The sequence below is a fragment of the Pseudogemmobacter faecipullorum genome (genome assembly GCF_020539525.1).
GTDB lineage: Bacteria > Pseudomonadota > Alphaproteobacteria > Rhodobacterales > Rhodobacteraceae > Pseudogemmobacter > Pseudogemmobacter faecipullorum.
This window is the reverse complement of sequence record NZ_JACDXX010000006.1, coordinates 100085-125552: the sequence shown is the minus strand read 5'-3', so window position 1 is coordinate 125552 and position 25468 is coordinate 100085. Positions and strand designations below refer to the sequence as shown.

At 63.7% G+C, this 25468-nt stretch carries 23 protein-coding genes and 1 tRNA gene; 13 read left to right on the top strand and 11 right to left on the bottom strand.

The genetic code is table 11. The features are described 5' to 3' along the window. Positions 1-200: 200 nt before the first annotated feature. From mltG to fabD, 5 genes are all read right to left on the bottom strand, one after another. Positions 201-1379 carry an endolytic transglycosylase MltG gene (mltG, locus tag H0485_RS08340; RefSeq protein WP_226934910.1) on the bottom strand — a complete coding sequence of 393 codons (1179 nt, stop codon included), beginning with the start codon at positions 1377-1379 and terminating at the stop codon, positions 201-203. Positions 1380-1382: 3 nt separating this feature from the next. Then, positions 1383-2642 carry a beta-ketoacyl-ACP synthase II gene (gene fabF, locus H0485_RS08335; RefSeq protein WP_226934909.1) on the bottom strand — a complete coding sequence of 420 codons (1260 nt, stop codon included), beginning with the start codon at positions 2640-2642 and terminating at the stop codon, positions 1383-1385. Positions 2643-2880: 238 nt separating this feature from the next. Further along, a complete protein-coding gene (locus H0485_RS08330) occupies positions 2881-3114 on the bottom strand; it encodes an acyl carrier protein (protein ID WP_226934908.1) in 234 nt (77 codons plus the stop codon). A gap of 215 nt (positions 3115-3329) precedes the next feature. Next, on the bottom strand, positions 3330-4067 hold the full coding sequence (gene fabG, locus H0485_RS08325) for a 3-oxoacyl-[acyl-carrier-protein] reductase (RefSeq protein ID WP_226934907.1): 738 nt from the start codon (positions 4065-4067) through the stop codon (positions 3330-3332). Positions 4068-4207: 140 nt separating this feature from the next. After that, positions 4208-5140 carry an ACP S-malonyltransferase gene (gene fabD / locus H0485_RS08320; protein WP_226934906.1) on the bottom strand — a complete coding sequence of 311 codons (933 nt, stop codon included), beginning with the start codon at positions 5138-5140 and terminating at the stop codon, positions 4208-4210. A gap of 147 nt (positions 5141-5287) precedes the next feature. Between fabD and H0485_RS08315 the strand changes: the two genes are divergently transcribed. Further along, positions 5288-6547, top strand: coding sequence for a cytochrome b/b6 domain-containing protein (locus H0485_RS08315; protein ID WP_226934905.1), 1260 nt, complete (start codon positions 5288-5290; stop codon positions 6545-6547). 432 nt (positions 6548-6979) lie between these two features. On the opposite strand, the gene H0485_RS08310 is transcribed toward H0485_RS08315, so the two are convergent. Beyond that, positions 6980-7558, bottom strand: coding sequence for a YceI family protein (locus H0485_RS08310; RefSeq protein ID WP_226934904.1), 579 nt, complete (start codon positions 7556-7558; stop codon positions 6980-6982). 409 nt (positions 7559-7967) lie between these two features. Between H0485_RS08310 and rpsF the strand changes: the two genes are divergently transcribed. The 3 genes from rpsF to rplI are packed head-to-tail and all read left to right on the top strand — an operon-like array spanning position 7968 to position 9199. Continuing rightward, positions 7968-8360 carry a 30S ribosomal protein S6 gene (gene rpsF / locus H0485_RS08305; protein WP_226934903.1) on the top strand — a complete coding sequence of 131 codons (393 nt, stop codon included), beginning with the start codon at positions 7968-7970 and terminating at the stop codon, positions 8358-8360. A 28-nt stretch (positions 8361-8388) separates the two neighbouring features. Continuing rightward, positions 8389-8616: a 30S ribosomal protein S18 gene (gene rpsR / locus H0485_RS08300; protein WP_011747229.1), complete on the top strand. Its 228-nt coding sequence runs from the start codon at positions 8389-8391 to the stop codon at positions 8614-8616. 13 nt (positions 8617-8629) lie between these two features. Continuing rightward, positions 8630-9199: a 50S ribosomal protein L9 gene (rplI, locus tag H0485_RS08295; RefSeq protein ID WP_226934902.1), complete on the top strand. Its 570-nt coding sequence runs from the start codon at positions 8630-8632 to the stop codon at positions 9197-9199. A 613-nt stretch (positions 9200-9812) separates the two neighbouring features. On the opposite strand, the gene tig is transcribed toward rplI, so the two are convergent. Both tig and H0485_RS08285 read right to left on the bottom strand, forming a co-directional pair. After that, positions 9813-11147, bottom strand: a complete 1335-nt coding sequence (gene tig, locus H0485_RS08290; protein ID WP_226934901.1) for a trigger factor — start codon at positions 11145-11147, stop codon at positions 9813-9815. Between the two features lie 24 nt (positions 11148-11171). Continuing rightward, positions 11172-11256: transfer RNA gene (locus H0485_RS08285), tRNA-Leu, on the bottom strand. A gap of 263 nt (positions 11257-11519) precedes the next feature. Here H0485_RS08285 and H0485_RS08280 point away from each other — a divergent pair. The 4 genes from H0485_RS08280 to H0485_RS08265 all read left to right on the top strand — a co-directional run bounded on the left by H0485_RS08280 (position 11520) and on the right by H0485_RS08265 (position 15290). Further along, complete coding sequence (locus H0485_RS08280; RefSeq protein ID WP_226934900.1) at positions 11520-11996, top strand: Hint domain-containing protein; 477 nt, start codon at positions 11520-11522, stop codon at positions 11994-11996. A gap of 389 nt (positions 11997-12385) precedes the next feature. Next, positions 12386-12724, top strand: coding sequence for a P-II family nitrogen regulator (locus tag H0485_RS08275; RefSeq protein WP_226934899.1), 339 nt, complete (start codon positions 12386-12388; stop codon positions 12722-12724). Between the two features lie 162 nt (positions 12725-12886). After that, on the top strand, positions 12887-14296 hold the full coding sequence (glnA, locus tag H0485_RS08270) for a type I glutamate--ammonia ligase (RefSeq protein WP_226934898.1): 1410 nt from the start codon (positions 12887-12889) through the stop codon (positions 14294-14296). 244 nt (positions 14297-14540) lie between these two features. After that, positions 14541-15290 (top strand): heme-dependent oxidative N-demethylase family protein, encoded by a 750-nt coding sequence (locus H0485_RS08265; protein WP_226934897.1) that lies wholly within the window; start codon positions 14541-14543, stop codon positions 15288-15290. 555 nt (positions 15291-15845) lie between these two features. On the opposite strand, the gene H0485_RS08260 is transcribed toward H0485_RS08265, so the two are convergent. After that, the gene (locus H0485_RS08260) at positions 15846-16526 is read right to left on the bottom strand and encodes a hypothetical protein (protein ID WP_226934896.1); all 681 of its coding nucleotides are present in this window, start codon (positions 16524-16526) and stop codon (positions 15846-15848) included. Between the two features lie 120 nt (positions 16527-16646). Then, the gene (locus H0485_RS08255; protein ID WP_226934895.1) at positions 16647-17006 is read right to left on the bottom strand and encodes a hypothetical protein; all 360 of its coding nucleotides are present in this window, start codon (positions 17004-17006) and stop codon (positions 16647-16649) included. Positions 17007-17092: 86 nt separating this feature from the next. On the opposite strand from H0485_RS08255, the gene purB reads away from it, so the two are divergent. The 4 genes from purB to H0485_RS08235 all read left to right on the top strand — a co-directional run bounded on the left by purB (position 17093) and on the right by H0485_RS08235 (position 21261). After that, positions 17093-18397 (top strand): adenylosuccinate lyase, encoded by a 1305-nt coding sequence (gene purB, locus H0485_RS08250; RefSeq protein ID WP_226934894.1) that lies wholly within the window; start codon positions 17093-17095, stop codon positions 18395-18397. A 131-nt stretch (positions 18398-18528) separates the two neighbouring features. Beyond that, a complete protein-coding gene (locus H0485_RS08245) occupies positions 18529-18693 on the top strand; it encodes a hypothetical protein (RefSeq protein WP_226934893.1) in 165 nt (54 codons plus the stop codon). Positions 18694-18814: 121 nt separating this feature from the next. Then, complete coding sequence (locus H0485_RS08240) at positions 18815-19900, top strand: FliG C-terminal domain-containing protein (protein ID WP_226934892.1); 1086 nt, start codon at positions 18815-18817, stop codon at positions 19898-19900. A 494-nt stretch (positions 19901-20394) separates the two neighbouring features. Beyond that, the gene (locus H0485_RS08235; RefSeq protein ID WP_226934891.1) at positions 20395-21261 is read left to right on the top strand and encodes a DMT family transporter; all 867 of its coding nucleotides are present in this window, start codon (positions 20395-20397) and stop codon (positions 21259-21261) included. Between the two features lie 212 nt (positions 21262-21473). On the opposite strand, the gene H0485_RS08230 is transcribed toward H0485_RS08235, so the two are convergent. Beyond that, on the bottom strand, positions 21474-22304 hold the full coding sequence (locus H0485_RS08230; RefSeq protein ID WP_226934890.1) for a DUF1223 domain-containing protein: 831 nt from the start codon (positions 22302-22304) through the stop codon (positions 21474-21476). Between the two features lie 410 nt (positions 22305-22714). Here H0485_RS08230 and acnA point away from each other — a divergent pair, with 410 nt between their 5' ends. Beyond that, positions 22715-25468 carry an aconitate hydratase AcnA gene (gene acnA, locus H0485_RS08225; protein WP_226934889.1) on the top strand — a complete coding sequence of 918 codons (2754 nt, stop codon included), beginning with the start codon at positions 22715-22717 and terminating at the stop codon, positions 25466-25468.

Sequence of the window (25468 nt, the reverse complement as noted above, 5' to 3'; positions counted from 1 at the left end):
GATTTCAGGGCGGTCGTCAATAAAAATTCAATAATATCAGATAGTTACAAAAACGCCGCTTTAACGCTTTATTAAACATTCTGCGCATGGGCCAGGGGCTGAACCGGGCCGGAAATGAAAAAACCCTCCCGCGCCATCACGGCGGGGGAGGGTTTCTTTTCAATGTTTTCAGCGCCTTCAGGCCAGCGCCCCCCGGGGGATTACTGCCCGGTCTGGGTGCCGGTGCTGCCGCTCGCGCCCTGCTCTTTCTCAATCGCCCGCCAGCGTGCGACATTCTCATTATGCTCGGCGAGGGTGCGCGCAAAAGCATGGCCGCCGGTGCCGTCGGCGACGAAGAACACATAATCTGCGGTATCAGGATTCAGCGCTGCCGCAATCGAGGCCCGGCCCGGATTGGCAATCGGCCCCGGCGGCAGGCCGTCGATCACATAGGTATTATAGGGGGTCGAGCGGCGCAGCTCACTGGCGCGCAGGCCCCGGCCCAGTACGCCCTCACCTTTGGTGATGCCATAGATCACCGTCGGGTCGGTCTGCAGCCGCATGCCCTGACGCAGCCGGTTGACAAAGACCGAGGCCACAAGGCCGCGCTCTTCCGGCACGCTGGTCTCTTTCTCGATGATCGAGGCCATGATCATCGCCTGTTCCGGCGTGTCATAGGGCAGATCCGCCGCCCGGCCCGGCCAGAGCTCGGCCATAATCTGCTCCTGAACCGATGCCATACGCCCGATCAGCGCCGCCCGGTCCGAACCCTTCTCGACATCATAGCTCTGCGGCGCGAGCGAGCCCTCAGGCGCCACCTCGCGCAGCTCGCCCGAGAGGAAATCAGCCTTGCGCAAAGCATCGGCCACCGCCCAGGAGGTCGCGCCCTCCACCAGGGTCACCCGGTAGCGCATATCGGGATTGGCCATCGCCTCGGTATATTCGGCAGGCGCAGCCTCACCCGGGGCGAATTTCGCCACTTCGATGAAGCGGTTGCTGGCCGGATCCATCTCGCGCACAATCGCCTGGGCGGCGGCGACACCGATCAGCAGCTGGATCTCCTGGCCACAGGTCGAGGCCCCGCCCTGGGTCAGCGCGGTCAGCACCTCATCCATCGAGGCGCCGGCCGGGATCATATAAGAGCCAAATTTCAGATCGCGCGCCTTACCGGCGTAATCAGCGCCGATGCGGAAGATCCGCGCATCCGAGACCGCGCCCCTTGCCTCAAGATTGCGGCTGACCGAGGCGACCGAGGCGCCCCGCTCAACCTGAATGCAGACCGCCTCAGTCAGCGGACCCGGACCATTGAATTCTGACCGCCCCCAGGCCACCAGACCTGCCGCAGCAGCCAGAAGGACAATGAACAGGGTCAGAGCATTAGAGGCGACCGATTTCCACATGGATCAGGAAACCTTACCGAGCACGAGGCTGGCATTGGTGCCGCCAAAGCCAAAGCTGTTCGACAAAGCGATATCAATCTTACGCTTCACCGCTTTATTCGGCGCCAGATCCAGCTTTGGCTGGATCACCGGATTGTCGAGATTGATCGTCGGCGGGGCAATCTGGTCGCGGATCGCCAGCACGCAGAAAATCGCCTCAACCGCACCGGCTGCGCCGAGCAGGTGACCGATCGAGCTCTTGGTCGAGGACATAGTGGCTTTTGCCGCCGCATCGCCCATCAGCCGCTCAACCGCGCCCAGCTCAATCGTGTCGGCCATGGTCGAGGTGCCATGAGCATTGATGTAATCGACCTGACCGGGGGTGACACCGGCGCGCTGCAGCGCCGCCGACATTGAGCGGAAACCGCCATCGCCATCCTCGGAAGGGGCGGTGATGTGATAGGCATCGCCCGAAAGGCCATAGCCCAGCACTTCGGCATAGATTTTCGCGCCGCGGGCTTTGGCATGTTCATATTCTTCCAGCACCACCACGCCGGCCCCCTCGCCCATGACGAAACCGTCACGATCCGAATCGTAGGGGCGCGAGGCCTTCTGCGGCTCGTCAGCGCGTTTGGTCGACAAAGCCTTGCAGGCGTTAAAGCCCGCGATGCCGATTTCCGAGATCGGGCTTTCGGCGCCACCGGCAACCATGACATCGGCATCGCCAAAGGCGATCAGCCGCGCCGCATCGCCAATCGCATGCGCGCCGGTCGAGCAGGCGGTCACCACCGCATGGTTCGGGCCCTTAAAGCCGAAACGGATCGAGACCTGACCCGAGATCAGATTGATCAGCGCGCCGGGGATGAAGAAAGGCGAAACACGTTTGGGGCCTTTTTCTTTGATCAGCACCGCAGTCTCGGCAATCGAGGTCAGCCCGCCGATGCCCGAGCCCAGCATCACGCCGGTGCGCAGACGGTCTTCTTCGCTCTCCGGCATCCAGCCAGAATCGCGCACGGCCTGCACCGAGGCAGCCATGCCATAAAGGATGAAATCATCGACCTTGCGGCGCTCTTTCGGCTCCATCCAGTCATCGGGGTTGAAGGTGCCGTTGCTGCCATCCCCGTAAGGGATTTCGCAGGCATATTTGGTCACCACATCTTTGGCGTCAAAGCGCGTGATCGGGCCGGCTCCGGATTCCCCGGCCAGCAGCCGGCTCCAGGTCTCCTCAACTCCGCAGGCCAGCGGCGTGACCATCCCCAGACCCGTTACGACGACACGGCGCATGCTGCACTCCTTGCAAGAAAGGCTCTTCTTCTTAAGGCCTGATACACGCGCCCCGCAATCGCCGCAACTGAGCCACCGCGCGACGGGCACCAGATCGCCCGGCAAAGCGGTGCTTTTCAGGCCGCCGGGGGCGCCCCGGCCCAGGCCCGCGCCCTGCGCCCCGCCCGGCTGCGGGCAAAGAAAAAGGCTCTCCCGCAAGCGGGAGAGCCTTTATCTGCTATCGTCGTAAGGACGAAGCTCAGGCGGCTTTCGAGATGAAAGCAACCGCGTCGCCGAAGGTCTGGATGGTTTCAGCGGCGTCATCCGGGATCTCAATGCCGAACTCTTCCTCGAAAGCCATCACCAGCTCGACCGTGTCGAGCGAGTCAGCGCCGAGATCGTCGATGAACGAGGCGGTCTCAGTGACCTTGTCCTCTTCAACGCCGAGATGTTCGACAACGATCTTCTTCACGCGATCTGCGATGTCGCTCATGTTACGTCCTCTACTCCGTTCGCGGGGTCTTATGCCCCCGGCCTGGTTATCCTCTGCGGGGTTGATCCCCGCAGCGGCAGCACCGGGGCATGCCCCCGGGATTCTGGCGGGGGCTATAACACAGCCGCGCCCTGTGGCAAATGCTTTCCGCCCTCGCAGGCGGGCTGTTGCGCCTGGGCTGGCCCGGATCCGGGCGCGGCCAGGTGCCGCAGCGCTCAGAGCATGGCCATTCCACCGTTCACATGCAAGGTGGCTCCGGTCACGTAACCGGCCTCATCTGACGCCAGATAGAGCACCGCAGCCGCGATATCGCCCGGCAGCCCCATCCGCCCCATCGGCACCACTTTCAGCAGGCCCTCTTTCTGGGCCTCGTTCAGCTTGTCGGTCATCGCGGTCTCAATAAAGCCCGGCGAGACGCAGTTGACGGTGATTCCCCGGCTTGCCACTTCCGCGGCCAGCGATTTCGACAGGCCGACCAGCCCGGCCTTCGAGGCAGCATAATTCACCTGGCCCGGATTGCCGGTATGGCCAACCACTGAAGCAATATTGATAATCCGGCCCGCGCGGGCCTTCATCATGCCCCGCACCGCGGCGCGGCAGAGGCGGAACGAGGCGGTCAGGTTAACGTCAATGACGCTGGCCCAGTCCTCATCCGACATCCGCATGACAAGGCCGTCACGGGTGATACCGGCATTATTCACCAGGATCGAAACCGAGCCCATGGCCTCGGTCGCGCGTTTGATCAGCCCCTCCACCTCTTCCGGCTCGGAAAGGTTGCAGGGCAGCACATGGGCCCGCTCGCCCAGCTCAGCCGCCAGCTCTTCCAGCGGCGCGGTGCGGGTGCCCGAAAGCCCGACCACTGCGCCCGCTTTATGCAAAGCCCGGGCAATTTCTGCCCCCAGCCCGCCCGAGGCGCCGGTGACCAGTGCCGTCTTTCCCGTCAGGTCAAACATATCAATACTCCATATTCGGAAGCGGAAGCTGCCTTCCCCTTCTTAAGATTGCGCCGGGCCGCGTGGCGGGCTGAGCGCGCGCCCCTGGGCGCAGCTGCGGCTGCCGCCCCGGCATCTCAGCCCTTCAGCCCTTCAGCGATTCAGCCCTTCAGCGCCGCCACATCCGCCGGCGTACCGACGGCTTTGCACAAAGCCTCTTTCTGGATCCGCCGGATCATGCCCGACAAAGCCTTACCCGAGCCGATCTCCCAGTATTCGCTGACCCCGGCCCGCTCCATCCACTGCACCGATTCCCGCCAGCGCACCGAGCCGGTGACCTGGGCCACCAGCAGATCGGCGATCAGCCGGGATTCGGTCACCGCTTCGGCACGGACATTGACCACCACCGGCACCACCGGATCCGAGATCACCACCGCCGCCAGCGCCTCGGCCATCCGTGCCGCAGCAGGCTGCATCAGCACGCAATGGAAGGGCGCGCTGACCGGCAGCATCAGCGCGCGTTTCGCGCCCTTTGCCTTGGCGATCTCAACCGCGCGCTCGACCGCGGCTTTATGGCCCGAAACCACCACCTGGCCCGGATCATTGTCATTTGCGGCCTGACAGACCTCGCCCTGGGCTGCCTCGGCCGCCACAGCGGTGGCAGTCTCGAAATCAAGCCCCAGCAGCGCCGCCATGGCGCCGACGCCAACCGGCACCGCTTCCTGCATGGCCTGGCCACGCAGACGCAGCAGCCGCGCGGTATCTGACAGGCTGAGGCTGCCCGCCGCGCAGAGCGCCGAATATTCGCCAAGGCTGTGCCCGGCAACGAAATCAGCGGTGCCCAGCAGCGGGAAGCCCTCGGCCTCCAGCACCCGTGCCGCAGCGATCGAGGTCGCCATCAGGGCCGGCTGGGCATTCTGCGTCAGCGTCAGCTCGGCAATATCGCCTTCCCAGATCAGCGAGGACAGCTTTTCCCCAAGCGCCTCATCGACCTCATCGAAGACCGCTCTGGCAACCGGCCAGGCCTCTGCCAGGTCGCGGCCCATGCCGATCGCCTGTGCGCCCTGGCCAGGAAATACGAATGCGCGTGCCATGGTTTTTCTCCTTTATCCGGGTTCCGCCATAGCCTGCGGCGGGCTTTACCGCAATGTTACCTGCACAGAGACTGTGCTCTCGCGCGCTGATTACGCGGCGCGGTAAGCCTGCTATCGTGTCTGTCACAACCAGTTCCGGAGTATTTCATGCAAGCTGTAAACACTGAAGCCAGCTATGGCAGCCTTGCCCGCGCCTTTCACTGGCTGACGGCGCTGCTGATTCTGACCGTCTTTCCGCTCGGCCTCTATGCCGAAAATCTGCCCTATGCGAATTCTGAGGAACTGGCCTTCAAGGCGCAGATGTTCTCGATCCATAAGACCCTCGGCATTGCCACGTTCTTTGTCGCCCTCGCCCGTATTCTCTGGGCGCTGAGCCAGAAACATCCCGCGCCGCTGCACCCTGAGCGCCGGCTTGAGACCTTTGCCGCCGAAGCCGTGCATTATGCGCTCTACCTGGCGCTGATCATCGTGCCGCTGTCGGGCTGGATCGGCCATGCCGCCACTTCGGGCTTTGCCCCGATCCTGTGGCCCTTTGGCGATGACCTGCCGCTGGTGCCGAAATCGCCGCTGGTTGAGGCTGTCGCTGCCGGGGTGCATGTCACCGCGATCTGGGTGCTGGCAGCCGCGCTGTTTCTGCATATCGCGGGGGCGCTGAAACATGCGCTCATCGACCGCGATGCGACGCTGGCGCGGATGGTCTCGGGCGTGAAAGCCGGCACCCCTGCCCCCGGCCACAGCAGCCAGCTTGCGAAGCTGGCAGCCCTTGCCGTCTATCTGCTGGTGATCGGCTATGCCTGGCAGTTGGCGCAGCAGCCCGAAGCCGCCCCTTCCGCCCTGGCTGAGGCCGGATCTGAGGCTGGCGCTGAGGCTCAGCCTGCGCCCCCCGCCGCCACGACCGGCAGCGCCGCAAGCGAGAGCGCGGCGAACTGGCAGGTAGAGAGCGGCACGCTCGGCTTTACCGTCCAGCAGATGGGCGCCGCGGTTCAGGGCAGCTTCCCGGACTGGAGTGCCGAGATCCTGTTCAATGAAACCGCCGATGCTTCGGGCGAATATGGGCGGGTGACGGTAGAGATCAATACCGCAACCCTGGTGCTCGGCTCGGTCAGTGATCAGGCCAAAGGCGCGGATTTCTTCAATACCGCCAGCTTCCCCGTGGCCATTTTCACCGCCCCGATCAAAGCTGCGGACGAGGGCTATATTGCCGAAGGTGTGCTGCAGCTGCGCGGCACGGAAAAGCCGGTCTCGCTGCCCTTCACCCTAGAAATCAGCGGCGATACCGCGGTGATGAAGGGCGAGGCTGTGCTCGACCGCCGCGATTTCGGCATGGGGGAAAGCTATCAGGATGAGGCCAGCGTCGGCTTCAGCGTCATCGTCACCACCGGGCTGACGGCGAAGCGCAAAGACTAAGCCGCCCGGCCCCGGCCCTGTTTCTGCTCTGCCCGCAGAGCCACGCGCGCGCCTCTCCCCCCGGGGGCGCGCGTTTCTTTTTGCCCCGGCTTCAGCTTTCGCCCCGGGGCTAAGCTGAGCCTGTTCAGTGAGAGAGGGTCCTGCTCCACCCTCTGCGCCGGAACAGGCCTGTAAACTTCTGCCAAGGCAGGGCTGACCGGCCATGACAGGGCCCCGCCCCTGCACCGCAGCTGCGCGCCCTGCAGCCAGCCCCAGCCCTGCTGAGGATCCGGCGTGCTGAGGAACCGGGCAATAGCGCCGTCGCAGGCCCTGCCGGGCCAGCCTGGATCTGACCCTATGCAGCCCCCCAAAGCCCCCCGCGCAGCGGACAGCAAAAAGGCCGCCGGATCGCTCCGGCGGCCTTCAGAATGGGTAAAACTGACCTCTCAGCGATCAGTCGGCTTTGCCAGCCTCAACATTGAGCACCACCGCAACCTCATCCGAGACGAAGGGCGCGAACTGGCCGAGGTTGAACTCGGTGCGCACCAGGGTGGTGGTGGCGCTCAGGCCCAGCCATTCTTTCTTTTCCATCGGATGCTCACCCGCCTGGTTCAGCGTGGTGTCGAGCACAACCGATTTGGTCACGCCGTTCAGCGTCAGATCGCCGGTGATTTTCGCGGTCTTCTCGCCGGTCACCTCAATCGCGGTCGATTTGAAGGTGACGGTCGGATTGGTCGCGGCATTGAAGAAATCGGCGGTCAGGAAATGCTCGGTGCGGCCCTTGGCGCCGGTCAGCAGCGACGATACCGGGAAGCTCACCTCAACCGAGGAGGCCGCCGGATTTTCGGCGTCGAACACGATGGTGCCGTCCATTTCCGAGAAAATGCCGTGGTTGGTCGAGAAGCCAAGGTGGTTATAGCTGAACTGAGCCTCGCTGTGGCCAGCGTCAAATTTATAGGTCACGGGCTCGGCAAAAGCCGGAGCAGCCAGCAGCGCGAAAGCTGCGGTAACAAGCGAAAGCGGACGGTTCATACCAGTCTCCTGTACTAAGATGGGGCAATGCTGCCTGGGAACACAGCCGGGCACAACCCGACATGACCGAACACATACCCTGCAGGAATGAACACTCATCTTGTCGTTATGGTTCCGGAAATGGCATAGTTCCGCCGGTTCCCGGCCTCGCCCCGCCGTCTTTGCTCCGCCGTCTTTGTCCCGAAGCCTTTGACCCCCGGGATCCACCCGGTGCGCCGCGCCGGAATGGCGCTTTTGCGGCAGTAAATTAAGCGCGCTGCGGCCCCGGCCTTGCCTTGCATCACCGCCGTTTCCCTGTATAAGGCCGCATCCTTTCCGATTACCATGAACCGGCATCGCCTCTCGTGGACGGGCCCGGAAAAGGATCAGGCCCGTTCTTTGAAGCCGCCTCTGACAGCAAGGAAGTCTCATGCCGCTTTACGAGCATGTCTTCATCTCGCGCCAGGATCTTTCCAACGCGCAGGCCGAAGGTCTTATCGAGCATTTCTCCACCGTCCTCGCGGACAACGGCGGTAAAGTCGTTGAGCACGAGTACTGGGGCGTCAAAACGATGGCCTATAAGATCAACAAAAACCGCAAGGGCCATTTCGCTCTGCTGAAGTCGGATGCTCCGGCGGCTGCAGTGCAGGAAATGGAACGCCTGATGCGTCTTCATGACGACGTGATGCGCGTTCTCACCATCAAGGTTGAGAAGCACGCTGAGGGTCCGTCGGTTCAGATGCAGAAGCGTGACGAGCGCGAAGGCCGTGGGGACCGCGAAGGCGGCGACCGTGGTGGCTATGAGCGTCGCGAGCGTCGTTGATCAACGCCTGAAGAAAGGTCCATAAACCATGGCGAATAAACCATTTTTCCGCCGCCGCAAGGTTTGCCCCTTCTCGGGCGACAATGCACCGGCGATCGACTATAAAGACACCCGTCTGCTGCAGCGCTATATCTCTGAGCGCGGCAAGATCGTTCCGTCGCGCATCACTGCCGTCTCGGCGAAGAAGCAGCGTGAACTGGCCCGTGCGATCAAGCGCGCCCGCTTCCTCGCTCTGCTCCCCTACGCTGTGAAGTGAGGAGTTACTTAACATGCAAGTGATCCTGCTCCAGCGCGTGGCGAAGCTCGGCCAGATGGGCGAAGTCGTCAACGTCAAGCCGGGCTATGCCCGCAACTTCCTGCTGCCCCAGGGCAAAGCGCTCCGCGCTTCGGAAGCCAACATCAAGTCGTTCGAGGCGCGTAAAGCTCAGCTTGAAGCCGTGAACCTTGAAACCAAAAAAGAGGCTGAAGCCGTTGCTGAAAAGCTGAACGGTCAGGTCTTCGTCGTGATCCGTTCGGCTTCCGAATCGGGCGCGCTCTACGGTTCGGTCACCGGCCGCGACGTCGCCGAAGCAGCAACCGCTGCCGGCTTCACCGTTGGCCGCGACCAGATCACCCAGGACAAGCCGATCAAAGATCTGGGTATCCACCCGGTCAACGTCGTGCTGCACCCGGAAGTGATCACCGTGGTTTCGGTGAACGTGGCCCGTTCGGCTGAAGAAGCCGAGCTGCAGGCTGCCGGTAAGTCGATCCAGGAACTCGCAGCCGAGGCAGAAGCCCAGGCTGAGTTCGAGATCGCTGAACTCTTCGACGAAGTCGGCGCTGCTGCTTCGGACGAGTGATCTTCCCCCAAAGGGAATGTCTGGAAACCGCGCCCTCCGGGGCGCGGTTTTTTTTATGCGCCCCCCTGCAGCACGGTCCCCCGCACCGCGCCCGCTGCACTGCCCCGCCCGCTCGCGGCCCGAGGCCCTCTCGCCCCGATCAGATCTCCTCATCCGGATAGGGCAGCGCCTCGGGCGGAATATTGATATAATCGGGCTCGGGCAAAGCGGGCAGACGGATGGCCTGCACCCGGCTCTGCCCTCCAGCAGCGCCCGGACCAGGCGATGCATACCGTCAATCAGCCCGCCATCCGCCGCGATCAGCACCGGAAAGCGCAGATCAGCCTGCTGCACCAGCGCCATATGGCCCGCCAGCGCCCGGGGTGTCGGCGGCTCAGCCGTCTCGCCATACCACCAGTTCTGATCCAGCTCGGCAAAAGCCTCAAGCGCCAGCTCCTCCGGAGCGATTCCGCGCGAGAGCCGGATCAGCCGGTGCATATCCCAGGCACAGAGATCGCCGCCGATCCGGCGGAAATGATATTGTCTGCGCATCCGGCGCTCTCCCCTGCTGTGGCAAAAGAAAAAGCCGCGCCGGGTTTCCCCCGCGCGGCCCTTTTATCAGCTGATCTGACGATCAGAGCTCGTCGAGCGCTTCCACGGCTTTCTGCAGCTCTTCTTTCGACACTTCTTTCTCGGTCACTTTGCCGAGGCCGACGATGTGATCGACCACTTTGTCTTCGAAGATCGGCGCGCGCAGCTGCTGCTGGATCTGCGGGTTCTTCTGAACGAATTCAAAGTAAGCGCGTTCCTGGCCCGGGTACTGACGGGCGGTCTGGATCACAGCCTGGGTCATCTCGGCATCGGTCACGGTGACTTCAGCTTTGCGGCCAACTTCGGCGAGCAGCAGGCCGAGGCGCACACGGCGCTCTGCCAGTTTGTTATGCTCTTCGGTGGCTTCGATCGAACCATGGTTGTGATCATGCACATCCGGGTTTTCTTCGTGCCACAGCTGATGCGCGATCTGGCTGGCTTCCGCCTCAACCAGTTTCGAGGGCAGTTCGAAGGACACGAGGCCATCGAGCTGGTCGAGCAGCGAGCGCTTCAGCACAGCGCGCGAAGCGCCTTTATATTCAGCTTCCAGACGCTCAGCGATCTGCGACTTCAGGCCAGCCAGATCCTCGGCGCCGAATTTCTTGGCCAGCTCGTCATTGATCTCAGCCGCCACCGGCGCTTTGACTTCATGCACGGTGCATTTGAACACAGCCGCTTTGCCAGCCAGATGTGCCGCGCCATAGGCTTCCGGGAAGCTCACGTTCACCTCAACCTCGTCACCGGCTTTCGCGCCGACGAGCTGGGCCTCGAAGCCCGGGATGAAGCTGTTCGAGCCGAGCACCAGCGGGTAGCCCTCGCCTTTGCCGCCCTCGAAAGCTTCGCCATCAACGAAACCTTCGAAATCGATCACAACCTGATCGCCGTCTTTGGCTTTGGTGCCTTTTTTGCGGTCTTCGAAGTTCTTGGCATTCTCTGCCAGGTTCTTCAGAGCCTCTTCGACATCAGCCTCGGCTGCCTTGACGGTCAGACGGTCCAGCACGATTTTCGACGCGTCAAGCTCGGCGATTTCCGGCAGGGCTTCGTAGGAAACCTCAACCACAACATCCTGACCCGGGGTCCAGCTTTCGCCGCCCTGCATCTTCACTTCCGGCTGCAGAGCCGGACGATCGCCCGAGCTTTCCAGATGCGATTTCATCGCCTCATCCACGGCGCTCTGCATGGCTTCGCCCAGGATGCGCTCGCCGAACTGCTTTTTCAGGATCGCCAGCGGCACTTTGCCTTTGCGGAAGCCTTTGATTTCCACTTCCGGCTGCGCTTCGAGCAGCTTTTCATGCACTTGAGCGTCCAGCTCGGCAGCGGTCACCGTGATGGTATAGCCGCGCTTCAGGCCGTCTTTCAGGGTCTCGGTGACCTGCATCTCTAGTCCTTCCCAATCCTCAAATGGTGCGGGTGGAGGGACTTGAACCCCCACGCCTTGCGGCGCTGGAACCTAAATCCAGTGCGTCTACCAATTCCGCCACACCCGCACATCTCATGTTCCGACAGGAAGCAAAACGGGGGCCTGATCTGTGCGTTTACAGACCGGCCTTCCGCAAATCCCCGGAAAATCCGCGCCCTTCTAACAAAGAGCCAGAAGGGATGCGAGAGGAAAAGCGCTTCGCCCGGAGCGCAACTGTGCTGCAAAGCCGCCACGCCCCGGGCTCTGCCTGCAATTTCACCCCCGAGCGGCATAATCCTGCCACAAAGCTGCGGAACAACGACCCGAATGCGGTGAGGGATGGGGCGATTCATGACCTTTGAAACCATGATCAGCATCGAGGAAAGAATCTCTGACCAGGCGGTGGCAGGGCTGCCGGTTGGCACGATGGTTCTGACCACGGAAGGGGCACTGCCGGTGCAGTTTCTCGCCCCCGGAGATCGCGTCATCACCCGCTCAGGTGCCACGCTGCTCAAAGATATTGAGGTCACGCTGCTGCGCGGCGCGGAAATGATCCGCATTTCAGTCTCGGCGCTTGGCCATGACCGGCCGGAAAACGACCTGTTCATCGCCCCCGACCAGCAGGTCACCCTGCGCGACTGGCGCGCCCAGGCACTTTACGACAAACCCGTCGCCACGGTTGAGGCGGCGCGGCTGGTGGATGGCGAATATATCCGCCGCGAGGATATCAGCGAGATCCGCGTCTTCACCCTGCGCTTTGAGCGCGATGAATCGATCTTTGCCTGCGGCATGGAACTGGTCTGCAAACGAGCCGGACCGGAAGACTGAACTGCCGGAAGTAAAGCTGCCGAAGTCCGGGGCCGCACAGGCCTGCCGCAGCAACTGCGCCCCCTAAGACTGCCCCCGGAGCATCAGCCCTGCCCTGCCAGCAGCAAGGCCGCCCCCGCCCGGGGCGGTTTTTCAGTTTCAGCCCCGGGGATCAGCTTCGGGCCCGGGGAAGCGCCCGGCCCTGCCCCTCTCCCGCCGCCTCAGATTGCCGCTTCTGCCCGCTTTGCAGCAGCCGCGTTCAGATTTCGCCCCGTTTCAGGGCGTGTCGCCTAAAAATTAGGCAAAAATTACGATTTTATGCCGCTTAATAAGACAGGCCCCGGTTGCCACATTGCCGCCTGCGCCCTGAAATGATCGATGGATCAGGATGAATACGGAGGAGTCGGCGGATGAAGAAAATCGAAGCCATCATCAAGCCGTTCAAGCTCGATGAGGTCAAGGAAGCCCTGCAGGAAGCCGGGATCCAGGGCCTTTCGGTCACCGAGGTCAAAGGCTTTGGCCGCCAGAAGGGCCATACCGAACTGTATCGCGGCGCAGAATATGTCGTCGACTTCCTGCCCAAGGTGAAAATCGAAGTGGTGCTGGCCGATGATATGGTCGAGGCCGCGATTGAGGCCATCGTCTCGGCGGCCCGCACCGATAAGATCGGCGACGGCAAGATTTTCGTCTCGCCGGTTGAACAGGCCATCCGCATCCGCACCGGCGAAACCGGCGACGACGCGATCTGAACCACAGGCTGGCTGAACCACAGGCCGGCTGAACCACAGGCCGGCTGAACCCCGGGCCGGGCTGGTCCGGCCGCAATTCCAGCGAGGCGGGGGCCGCCCGCCTCCCCGGCACTCCCGCCCTCCCCCTTGCACTCTGTTAACCCCCCAACGAAAGGCAGTCAGATGAGCGCGGTTGCGAAAGCTCTGAAACTGATCAAAGACGAGGAAATCGCTTATGTCGATATCCGCTTCACCGACCCGAAAGGCAAACTTCAGCATGTGACGCTGGATGTCGATCAGGTCGACGAGGATTTCTTTGAGGAAGGCCTGATGTTCGACGGCTCGTCGATCGCCGGCTGGAAATCGATCGATCAGTCCGACATGAAACTGATGCCCGATGCCACATCGGTCTATCTCGACCCGTTCTATGCCGAAAAGACCCTCTGCGTTCACTGCAATGTGGTCGAGCCCGATACCGGCGAGGCCTATGATCGCTGCCCGCGTCAGATCGCGCTGAAAGCCGAGGCCTATCTGAAATCCTCGGGCATTGGCGATACCACCTATTTCGGGCCGGAAGCCGAATTCTTCCTGTTCGACGATGTGCGCTATTCGGTTACCCCGCAGAAAGTCTCGTTCCAGATCGATGCCGAAGGCGCAGCCTGGAACACCGATACTGTCATCGAGGGCGGCAACCTCGGCCATCGTGCCGGGTTCAAAGGCGGCTATTTCCCGGTCAATCCGATCGATGAGGCCCAGGATCTGCGCAGCGAGATGCTCTCGACCATGAAGCGCATGGGCATCCGGGTCGACAAGCACCATCATGAGGTTGCGACCTGCCAGCACGAGCTGGGCATGATCTTTGGCGGCCTGGTCGAACAGGCTGATAACATTCAGAAATATAAGTATGTCATCCACAATGTGGCCCATGCTTATGGCAAGACCGTGACCTTCATGCCCAAGCCAATGAAGGGCGATAACGGCTCGGGTATGCATGTCAATATGTCGATCTGGAAGAACGGCAAGCCGCTGTTTGCCGGCGATAAATATGCAGATCTGTCGCAGGAGGCTTTGTGGTTCATTGGCGGCATTCTCAAACATGCCAAGGCCCTGAACGCGCTGACCAACCCCTCGACCAACAGCTATAAGCGCCTGATCCCGGGCTTTGAGGCCCCGGTTCTGCGCGCCTTCTCGGCCCGCAACCGTTCGGGCGCAGTGCGTATTCCATGGACCGAATCGCCGAAAGCCAAGCGCGTTGAGGCCCGCTTCCCCGATCCGGCAGCCAATCCCTATCTGGCTTTCGCCGCTCTGCTGATGGCAGGCCTCGACGGCATTAAGAACAAGATCGATCCCGGCCCGGCTTCGGACAAGGATCTCTATGATCTGCCGCCGGAAGAACTGGCAGCGATCCCGACCGTCTGCGGCAGCCTGCGCGAAGCGCTGGAAGAGCTGGAGAAGGATATGGACTTCCTGATGGCGGGTGATGTCTTCACCAGAGAACAGCTCGAATCCTATATCGGCCTGAAATGGGAAGAGGTTTATGCCTATGAGCATACGCCCCACCCGATCGAATATGCGATGTATTACTCGGTCTGATCTCAGCCGGGATAAATCCCTGGACAGGGCGGCCTACGGGCCGCCCTTTTTCATGCGGCCCGCCCCGGGGCGCGCGCGCCAGGCCCGGGCACGACAGAATTCGGGCAGACAGAAATCGGGCTCGGCAGAAATTCTGCGCCGGACCCGCCTGCGGGGCTTGCCATCGCCGGGGGTGCGGCGGCAGTCTGCCAGGATGATGCAGAACCCGATTATTATACAGAACAAATTGCCCTGCCTGCCCTGGATGGATCCTCGGCTGCGCCGCCTGCCCGGGGTGCTGCCGCTCGGGGATGACAGCTGGATCAGCCGCGATGAGGCCTATGCAGGGCAGATGGCACGGCGCGATCAGCTGATCGCAGAGCGCCCCGATAAAGTTCATGCGCTTTTGCCCGCAGGCCGCGCCGGGGCAGAAGAGCTCTATGACCTGGTGCTGGCACGTCTGCACCAGGATCCGGGCTATCGCTTTGACGGCGCAGATATTTTGCGCCCTGATGGGGTCACAGTCACGCCCGACCGCGCCGAGCCCCTGCTCAGCCTCGGCCGGCTGATCCAGGAGGATCTGTGCCTGATGCAGGCCGGCGAGGCAGAGCATTATCTCAGCGGTGCGGTTCTGTGCTTCCCGGCCGGCTGGACCCTCGCGCAGAAAATCGGCCGGCCGCTGCTTGGGATTCATGTGCCGGTGCCGGAATATGACGAGCGCCTGGCCCGGGGCGTACAAAGGCTGTTCGATGCCATCCGCCCCGAACAGCCTTTGTGGCGGATGAATTTCCTCGCCTATGACAATCCCGAGCTGCACCAGCCCCGCGCCGAGGGCGTGGCGCGCCCGCCCCGGCGCAACCATGATTATGTGCGCTGCGAAAAACAGGTGCTGCTGCGCCTGCCGCAAAGCCGCGCCGTGGTCTTCGCGATCCACAGCTATATTGTCACCACCGCCTCACTGCCGGCCGGGGCCCGCGCCGAATTGCTGGCGCTGGATATCGCGCATCACGGCTGAAGATCCGGGTCGCGCAGGTCCTGGCCATTGAGTTGCGCCAGCCCTGCCCGCGCCAGGCCCCGGGGCAAAAGGCACAGGATCACCCGGCAGCGAACAGGCACGGGCAGTGTCATCTGCCGCCCGCGCGCCATAACGTACCCGGAGCCAGGCCCCGGCCCGGCGCAGATCTGCCCCCGCCTGTTCGCTGCCCGGCAGACAGCGGCCAGGGCGACCAGGGCGGGCCGGCGGCAGCCTCCGGTGCCGCGCCAGCAGATCCGCTCCCGGCCCGGTCAGGCCCTCCCCGCAGCGCCGCATCCCCCCGGCGGCAGTCTCGCGGCTGCAGGCCAGGCCCATGCGGCCAAAGGCACGCAGATCAAATTTCGGAAACTGCCCCCTCGGTCCGGATCGCCGGATGCTGCCGAGCGCGGCAGGGTTCGGCCATGTGAAATTACCCGCCGCACAGCCATTCTGGCAGCCTGGCTGTGCTTTCCGGCCCTGCCAGGGCAGAGGCGCCCCAGGCCAGATCGCGGCACTGGCGCCATTGCCGCAACAATGCCTGAGCGGGGCCGTGACTGTTCAGGCCTGACCATGGTCTCTTCCCGCCTGGCCCGTCGCGCTGCGGCCGCCGAAAATCGCTCCGGAGAGCGCCTGCATCGGGGCCGCCCCCGCCATGCCGAGGCTGCTGCGCAAGGCATCAAAACCCAGCCCGGCAGCATAGAGCACCGCCGCGCGCTCGCGCGCCCGCGCCCCGGAAACACCGGCGCGGCTGATCAGCTGGCTCAGCCCGGCGAGACGGTGCTGATCCACCTTTGCCAGCGCAGCCCGGGCCTGCGGCGCCTGCCGCGCCCAGGCGCGGATCGCCTGTTCCAGCGCCTCGGCCCCGGGCGGGGCCGAGGCCCCCCCGATCGCCAGCTCCTCAAGCTGCGCCCGCGCCGCTTCTGCGCCCGGGCTGGCGGCCAGGGGCCGCAGCGCAAGCGCCTGCCAGGCCGTGAGCAGCGCCGCCTCAAAGGCCTCGGAAGTGCGGAACTGCCAGAAAAACCGCAGCTGGGGTGCCCCGGTTGCCGCCGCCAGCCGTGCCGGGGTCAGCGCCCCCGCCCCCTCTGCCGCCAGCAGCGCAAAACCGGCGAGCAGCCAGTCATCGCGTGTCACCCGCCGCAAGCCATTGCCGCCGCGCGACGGCACGGCCCCCGGCGGCCCGGCTGCACCCTGCCCGGTCTCAGCCTGCCCCGCTACCGCCTGTCCGGTCGCTCTCAGCACCAGCCGCTCCATCGCGCCCCCGATCTGCCCCGGGCAGATCCCCGGCCGCTTCAGCCTGGCGCAGAAAGTTTAACAGATGCTTTGTCGCAGCGCTCTGGCGGCGAAAAATCCGGCGCGCCGTCACAGATCGGTATAGCGCCCGACCCGCGCCTCGCCGCCGCTCAGCGGCGAAAAGCGCAGATCAATGCCCTTCAGCTCCAGCGTATAGCAGCGGTTGTCATTGCCCCAGTTCAGGCAGAGCGTCTCATCGCCCACCTGCCAGCGGCCCCAGCCGGTCTCGGACAGGACCCGGCCATCAGCGAAAAACCCCCAGGTCGTACCATCGGCAAAGCCCAGCGTCCGCGCGCTCAGCGCCGGGGCGATCGTCTCATCCGACAGCGCCTCCCAGCCCCCCGCAGCCTGCGCCATACCGCCAAAGGCCATAAATCCGCCCGTCACCACTGCCAGAGCCTGTTTCAGGCGGGTTCTGCCCTGCTTCATTTTAGACTCCCTCGTCCGCATAGCTTGCACCTCACTGCCCCGGGTCTTAAGGGAAGGCCAACCCCGCCGCCATACAGAGGTTCGTGATGATCCCGCGCTACTCCCGCCCGGACATGGTTGCCATCTGGTCGCCCGAGACCAAATTCCGCATCTGGTACGAGATCGAGGCCCATGCCTGCGACGCCCAGGCCGCAATCGGGGTGATCCCGAAAGCCAATGCCGAAGCCGTCTGGAAGGCGAAAGATGTTGAATTCAACGTCGCACGCATCGATGAGATCGAAGCTGTCACCAAACATGATGTGATCGCCTTCCTGACCCATCTGGCCGAGCATATCGGCTCGGAGGATGCGCGTTTCGTGCATCAGGGCATGACCTCGTCGGACGTGCTCGACACCACGCTGAACATTCAGCTGGTGCGGGCCTCGGATCTGCTGATTGCCGGCGTCGGGCGGGTTCTGGCGGCGCTGAAGACCCGCGCTTTCGAGCACAGGAACACCATCCGCATCGGCCGCAGCCATGGCATCCATGCCGAGCCGACCACCATGGGCCTGACCTTCGCGCGCTTCTATGCCGAGATGGACCGCAACCTCGCCCGTCTGAAAGCCGCCCGCGAAGAGATCCGCACCGGCGCTATTTCCGGCGCAGTCGGCACTTTCGCCAATATCGACCCCTCGGTCGAGGAATATGTCTGCGAAAAGCTGGGGCTGATCCCCGAGCCGGTCTCGACCCAGGTGATCCCGCGCGACCGCCATGCGATGTTCTTCGCCGTGCTCGGCGTCATCGCCTCGTCGATCGAAAATATCGCGATCGAGATCCGCCATATGCAGCGCACCGAAGTGCTGGAAGCCGAGGAATTCTTCAGCCCGGGCCAGAAAGGCTCGTCGGCGATGCCGCATAAGCGCAACCCGGTGCTGACCGAAAACCTGACCGGTCTGGCGCGTCTGGTGCGTATGTCGGTGGTGCCGGCGATGGAGAATGTGGCGCTCTGGCATGAGCGTGACATCTCGCATTCGAGCGTTGAGCGCGCGATTGGCCCTGATACCACCGTCACCCTCGATTTCGCGCTGCACCGTCTGGCAGGCGTGATCGAGAAACTGGTGATCTATCCGGAAAACATGCTTAAAAACATGAACAAGTTCAAAGGGCTTGTCATGTCGCAGCGCGTGCTTCTGGCATTGACCCAGGCGGGCGTCTCGCGTGAGGACAGCTATCGTCTGGTGCAGCGCAATGCGATGAAAGTCTGGGAACAGGGCGCGGATTTCAAAACCGAGCTCTTGGGCGATGCCGAGGTGACGGCCGCGCTTTCGCCGGCTGAGATCGAAGAGAAATTCGACCTTGGTTATCACACCAAACATGTCGACACGATCTTCGCCCGCGTCTTTGGCAAATAAGCCCGACCAGCGGCGCTGATCCGCTCTCAGACCTGCCTGCGTTTTTCTGCGCAGGCAGGTTTTTTTATGCCATACTGGCCAGGTGCACCACATCTCGATCCCTGAGCGGGATCGGTTTTATCGGGGGAGTCATGCGAAAAATCTCTCTGAGCGCCGGGTTCATACTGACCCTAATGATCCCCTCGGCCCTGCAGGCCGCAACCTGCCCCGTGCCCGCCGATAGCCCCGAGACCTGCCTGCCCGGCATGATCTGGGATGGCGCCTCTGAACGCTGCCTGCTGCCCGCCTCCAGCTGATCGGGAATGGCTAAAATGCCGGTGATTTAGCGCCGTATTGCCGGGGGAATGGCGGTTGCGGAAAGGCCCGGTTAACTTTTTCGCGCCATGCTGCACCAGGACCCGGAAGGCGGAGGGATATATGGCGCAGGCAATGCCGCTGGCACGGATCACGCCGCTGCGGTCTGAAGCGGGGATGGCAGCCACGGCTTTCGCTGCAGCGCCGACGCTCAGCGCGCGGGAAAAGGCGGCGGTGGTGGTGCGCTGGCTCTTGTCACAGGGGGCCGAACTGCCGATTGCCCAGCTGCCCGATCATATGCAGTCAAGCCTTGCAGAACAGATGGGCCAGATGCGGCTGGTCGACCGCGAGACACTGGAACAGGTGGTGGGCGAATTCAGCGCCGCGCTGGAGGCGGTCGGCCTTGCCTTTCCCGGCGGGCTCGAGGGGGCTTTATCGGTGATGGACGGGCATATCTCGCCCGCCGCCGCCAGCCGGCTGCGCCGCAAGGTCGGCGTCGGTCAGCGCGGTGACCCCTGGGAAAGGCTGGCCGGCCTGGCGCCCGAGCGGCTGCTGCCGGTGCTTGAGAGCGAGGCGGTTGAGGTGGCGGCGGTGATCTTGTCGAAACTGCCGGTCAGCCGCGCCGCGGATTATCTGGCGCGCCTCGCCGGAGAGCGGGCGCGGCGCATCGCCTGGGCGGTCTCGCTGACCGGCAATACCGATCCCGAAACCGTGCGCCGGATCGGCATTGCCGTGCTCGGCCAGATCGATGCCCAGCCCGCCCGCGCCTTTGAGCGCGGCCCGGTCGAAAGAATGGGGGCGATGCTCAACCTTTCGCCCGCCGTGACCCGCGACGCGATTTTACGCGGGCTTGAGGATGAGGATGCCCTCTTCGCCGGAGAGGTGCGGCGCACCATTTTCACCTATGCGCATTTCCCGGCGCGGGTCTCGGGCCGCGATGTGCCCAAAGTGGTGCGGCTGGTCGATCAGGCCACGCTGACCGATGCGATCAGCTGGAGCCGGGGCCGCCCGGCCGAAGAGGCGGCGAGCGAATTCATCCTCGCCTGTATCTCGCAGCGCATGGCGCAGATGATCCGCGATGAGGTGGAGGCGCGCCCCGCCACCAGAGAGCGCGAGGGCGAGGCGGCGGCAGGCCGGATCACCAGCGCCGCCCGCAGCCTTGAGGATCAGGGCGAGCTGGTGATGATCCTGCCCGATGAAGCGGACTAGCCTTTGCGCCGGGGGCGGTGACCGCGCTGCAGGAGGGACAGCTTTCCCCGGGCAGCGGGCAATCCGCCGCGAGAGAATCGCCAGGACCAGCCATGCCCAGCGGGTGAGGCCCGGGGCCGGCCCACAGGCCCAGGGGGGGGGGCGGCAAACACAGGCCCGGAGGGCAGCACCCGGCCCCAAATGCCAGCCCGCCCGCCAGGGGCCATCATTCTCAGCCCCAGGGGCACAGCATACAGGCCCAGTGACCAGGCCTCCCCAGGGGCCAGCCCCCCCCCAGGGTGCCGGCCCACACAGACCCGGAGGGCAGCACCCGGGCGCAGATGCCAGGCCCCCGGGGGTCAGCCCGCGCGCCCTCCAGGGGCCAGCACCCCAGGCCTCCGCCCCTGGGCCTCAGCCCCGGCTTCGCAGCCATCCCGCCTCCCGGGGGGGGGCACTCTCCCGCGAGGCGAATGCATCTTGTGCCGCGCGGGCATGGCGCATAGCGTCGCGCGGCCATGGAACATACCCAGAATCCCACGCGCGGCATCCTGCTGATGTTGCTTGCAATCCTCTCCTTCACCCTGCTCGACGCCTCGGCGAAGGGCCTGGTCGAGCGTTATAGCCCCGTCCAGGTGATCCAGGCGCGTTTTCTGGGCCAGCTGCTGATTGTGCTGCTGATTCTGCGCCACCAGCTGCCGGTGATGGCGCGCACCCGCTATCCCTGGCTGCATTTCTGGCGCGCTGCCTTTCAGGTGATGACCGCGGCGCTGTTTTTCTCGTCGCTGCCCTATATCGGCCTCGCCGAGGCGACGGCGCTGACCGATACCAATCCGGTGCTGATCACCCTCGGCGCGGCGCTGTTTCTGGGCGAGAAGCTCGGGCCGAGACGGGTTTTCGGAATTCTCGCGGCACTCTTGGGCGCGCTGATCATTCTGCGGCCGGGCAGCGGCGTGTTCAGCTGGGCCGCCTTGCTGCCGCTGGCCGCCGCCGTCACTTTCGCGGCAAACTCGCTCCTGACCCGGCGCATCGGCCAGTTTGAGCCGGTCTGGACCGCCATGATCTGGGGCGGGCTGTTTGGCACCCTTGCCTTCTCCCTGGCCCTGCCCTTCAGCTGGCAACCGGTCGCCGCCGCAGATATTCCGCTGTTCCTGCTGGTCGGCATCATCGGCAGTTTCGGCCAGCTCTGCATGATCCGCGCGCTGTCGATCGCCGAGGCCGGGGTGGTCGCCCCCTTCTCGTATCTCGGCATTGTCTTCGCCACGCTCTGGGGCTTTTTGTTCTTCGGCGCCCAGCCCGATCTGCTCACCATGCTGGGGGCGGCGATCATTGCCGGGGCCGGGATCTATGTCTGGCACCGCGAGACCCGCGCCGCCCGGGGCTGAGCCCGTCTGCTTCACCAGACAGCCCGCCCCCCCCTGGGCGATCGGGGACGATCCCAGTTTCAGGCCCGGTTTCCATGCGCAGGACGCGACCCGTTCCGGGCGGCACGCCGCTCAGGGCTCTGCTCCGGGCTCTGCTCCGGGCCTGAGCCAGGGCCGCTTTCACTTCTCCCTTCAGGCGCGTGGGACGCGGGGTAGCAGCCGCGCCCCCCGGCTTACTCGACCACCATCGCGGCCAGGATCTCGCCCGGGCCTGGCTCCTGGATGATCAGCACCCCCGGCGCCGGGCCGGTCATCGGCACCGCGACCTCAAGATGCTCTTCGCCCGACCATTCGCCAAGCCGTTCCCAGCTCAGCACAATATTGCGGTAGCTCACCACCGTTCCGGCATTTTCGCCGCGCTCGATCCCGACCGTCGCTTCCGGCTCAAAGCGCACCAGATCGACCAGCAGCGGCGCAGCCGGGCGCTGATCGCTGCCCGCGAGGATCACCAGCCGGTCGCCATGGCGCTCGACCGCCAGCCGGACCTCGGGCGGGCGGGTGCGGGCCTCGGCCAGCGCCGCGCTGATCCCGGCAGGATCGAGCCCCTGGATGCGGGCGCTGCCGGCGATAATGAACTGCGGGGTATAAATGGTGCGCGAGCCGATCGCCCGGGCATAGCTCTTCTGCCGCTCGGTAAAGGCGGGCGAGCCGAAACTGTCCTCCCAGCCGATATAATCCCAGTAATCCACATGCAGCGACAAAGCGATCACCCCGGGCTCAGCCACCAGCCCGGCGAAATAGGCATCGGCAGGCGGGCAGGACACGCAGCCCTGCGAGGTGAAAAGCTCGACCACCACCGGATTAGGGGCGGCGGACAGCGGCGGCAGCACCGGCCCGGTCTCGGCGGCGACGGGCGGGACCGGGGCGGCGGGCGTGAAGCCCTCGCCCCGCCGCTCCAGCAGCGGCAGGCTGCTGTCGGCAGAAAACCCCTGCTGGGCCTGCAGCGGAAAGGCGGCGGTGCAGGCCAGCAAAAGGCCACAGGCGGCGCTGAAATAGTGTCGCATCTCTCGTCTTTCCCGGTCCGGTGCGCGCATGCGCGAGGGCATGGCGCTTCGCAACCGCGTCAGTGGCAGGGCTGCTGCAGGAACTGCCTCGTATCAAACCCTTCGCAATGCTTATAGAAAAGCCCGGGCCCTGCTGCCAATCAAGGTTTTGCGATTTTCTGTGCCCTTTGTGCTTCCATCCGCGGCGCGGAAATGATGGAGTCGCGCCGACTGAACTCTTCAGCCCTGCGACCCTTTGTCGATTCACCGGCTCTGCTTCACAAGGGGCTGGCATTTCGGCATACAAATGCATACAAAGCCCGAGACTCCCGGTGTGCCGGGGTTCTGACTCCGGGAAACCCCGCCGCCCGAACCGCCGCGCCCAGCCGCAGCCGCCAGATGCCACGTCCTGATTTCCAAGGAGCCGAGACATGACCGTCACCGTCGGACATGACAGCCAGAAGACCCGTAAGACCCTGACCGCAGGCGGCCAGACCGTCAGCTATTACTCGATCCCCGCCGCCGAGGCAGCTGGCCTTGGTGAATTCTCGCGCCTGCCGGCCTCGCTGAAAGTCGTGCTCGAGAATATGCTGCGCTTTGAGGATGGTAAGACCGTTACCGCCGATGACATCCGCGCCTTCTCGGACTGGGGCAAACAGGGCGGCAAAAACCCGATTGAGATCGCCTATCGCCCGGCCCGGGTGCTGATGCAGGATTTCACCGGCGTTCCGGCGGTGGTCGACCTTGCCGCCATGCGCGACGGCATTCTGGGCCTCAAGGGCTCGGCGGCGAAAATCAACCCGCTGGTGCCGGTCGATCTGGTGATCGACCATTCGGTGATGATCGATGAATTCGGCAATCCGCGCGCCTTCCAGGCCAATGTGGATCTGGAATATGAGCGCAATATGGAGCGCTATGTCTTCCTGAAATGGGGACAGAAGGCCTTCAATAACTTCCGCGTTGTGCCGCCGGGCACCGGCATCTGCCACCAGGTGAACCTCGAATATCTGGCTCAGACCGTCTGGACCGACACTGATCAGAATGGCGAGCTGGTCGCCTATCCCGACACCCTCGTCGGCACCGACAGCCACACCACCATGGTCAATGGCCTTGCGGTTCTGGGCTGGGGCGTCGGCGGGATCGAGGCCGAGGCAGCCATGCTCGGCCAGCCGGTCTCGATGCTGATCCCGGAAGTGGTGGGCTTTAAACTGACCGGCAAAATGGTTGAGGGCACCACCGCCACCGACCTGGTGCTGAAAGTCGTCGCCATGCTGCGCAAGCACGGCGTGGTGAATAAATTCGTCGAATTCTACGGCGAGGGCCTCGATCACCTGCCGCTGGCAGACCGTGCCACCATCGCCAATATGGCGCCGGAATATGGCGCGACCTGCGGCTTCTTCCCGATCGACAATGAGACCCTGCGCTACCTGCGCAATACCGGCCGCGAAGAGAGCCGCATTGCCCTGGTCGAAGCCTATGCCAAAGAAAACGGGTTCTGGCGCGGTGCCGATTACAGCCCGATCTATACCTCGACGCTGGAGCTCGACATGGGCACCATCGTCCCGGCGATCTCGGGCCCGAAACGCCCGCAGGATTACCTGCCGCTGACCGACAGCGCCAATGCCTTCTATAAGCTGGTCTCCTCCTACCGTGGCATCGACGCTTCGGCAGATGCGAAAGAGATGGCGGATGAGGGTGGCCCGATTGTTGCCGCTCCGGCCGATCCGCGCAAAGTCGTGGCGGTTGAGGGCAAGGATTACACCATCACCGACGGCTCGGTGGTGATCGCCGCCATCACCTCCTGCACCAATACCTCGAACCCCTATGTGATGATCGGGGCCGGTCTCGTGGCCCGCAAGGCCCGCGCGCTGGGTCTGAACCGCAAGCCCTGGGTGAAGACCTCGCTTGCCCCCGGATCGCAGGTGGTGGGTGCCTATCTTGAGGCCGCAGGCCTGCAGGAAGATCTCGACGCCATCGGCTTCAACCTGGTAGGCTATGGCTGCACCACCTGCATCGGCAATTCGGGCCCGCTCGGCGATCCGGCGATCTCGAAAGCGATCAATGACAATGATCTGGTGGCGACCGCTGTGCTTTCGGGCAACCGCAACTTTGAGGGCCGGATCTCGCCGGATGTGCGCGCGAACTTCCTCGCCTCGCCGCCCCTCGTCGTCGCCTATGCCATTGCCGGTGATCTGAACATCGATCTGACCAAAGATCCGATTGGCCAGACCCCGGAAGGCAAAGATGTCTTCCTGAAAGACATCTGGCCGTCCAGCCAGGAAGTGGCGGAACTGGTCGAGGCCACCGTCACCCGCGAGGCCTTCCTGTCGAAATATGCCGATGTCTTCAAAGGCGATGAGAAATGGCAGGCGGTTGAGATCACCGAGGCCGAGACCTATGACTGGCCGCCGAGCTCGACCTATATCCAGAACCCGCCCTATTTCCAGGGCATGGGTCAGGATGCAGGCGTGATCAGTGATATCGAAGGCGCCCGCGTGCTGGCGGTGCTCGGCGATATGATCACCACCGACCACATCTCTCCCGCCGGTTCCTTCAAGGCCAGCACCCCGGCCGGCCAGTATCTGACCGAGCGTCAGGTGCCGGTGAAGGATTTCAACTCCTATGGCTCGCGCCGCGGCAATCATGAGATCATGATGCGCGGCACTTTCGCCAATATCCGCATCAAGAATGAGATGCTGGAGGGGGTTGAGGGTGGCTATACCATCGGGCCGGATGGTCAGCAGAGCTCGATCTTCGATGCCTCGATGGCCTGGCAGGAGCAGGGCAAGCCGCTGGTGATCTTCGGTGGCATCGAATACGGCGCGGGTTCCTCGCGCGACTGGGCTGCCAAAGGCACCGCGCTGCTCGGCGTGAAAGCCGTGATCGCGGAAAGCTTCGAGCGGATCCACCGTTCCAACCTCGTTGGCATGGGGGTTATTCCGTTTGAATTCACCAATGGCGAAAGCCGCAAATCTCTGGGCCTGAAAGGCGATGAGGAAATCTCGATCGCCGGTCTGGCCGGGGATCTGAAGCCGCTGAGCCTGGTGCCGATGACGATTAAATATGCCGATGGCAGCGTGAAAACCACGCAGATCAAATGCCGCATCGATACCGCAATCGAGATTGAATATGTCGAGAACGGTGGCGTGCTGCATTATGTTTTGCGCAATCTCGCCAAAGCCTGA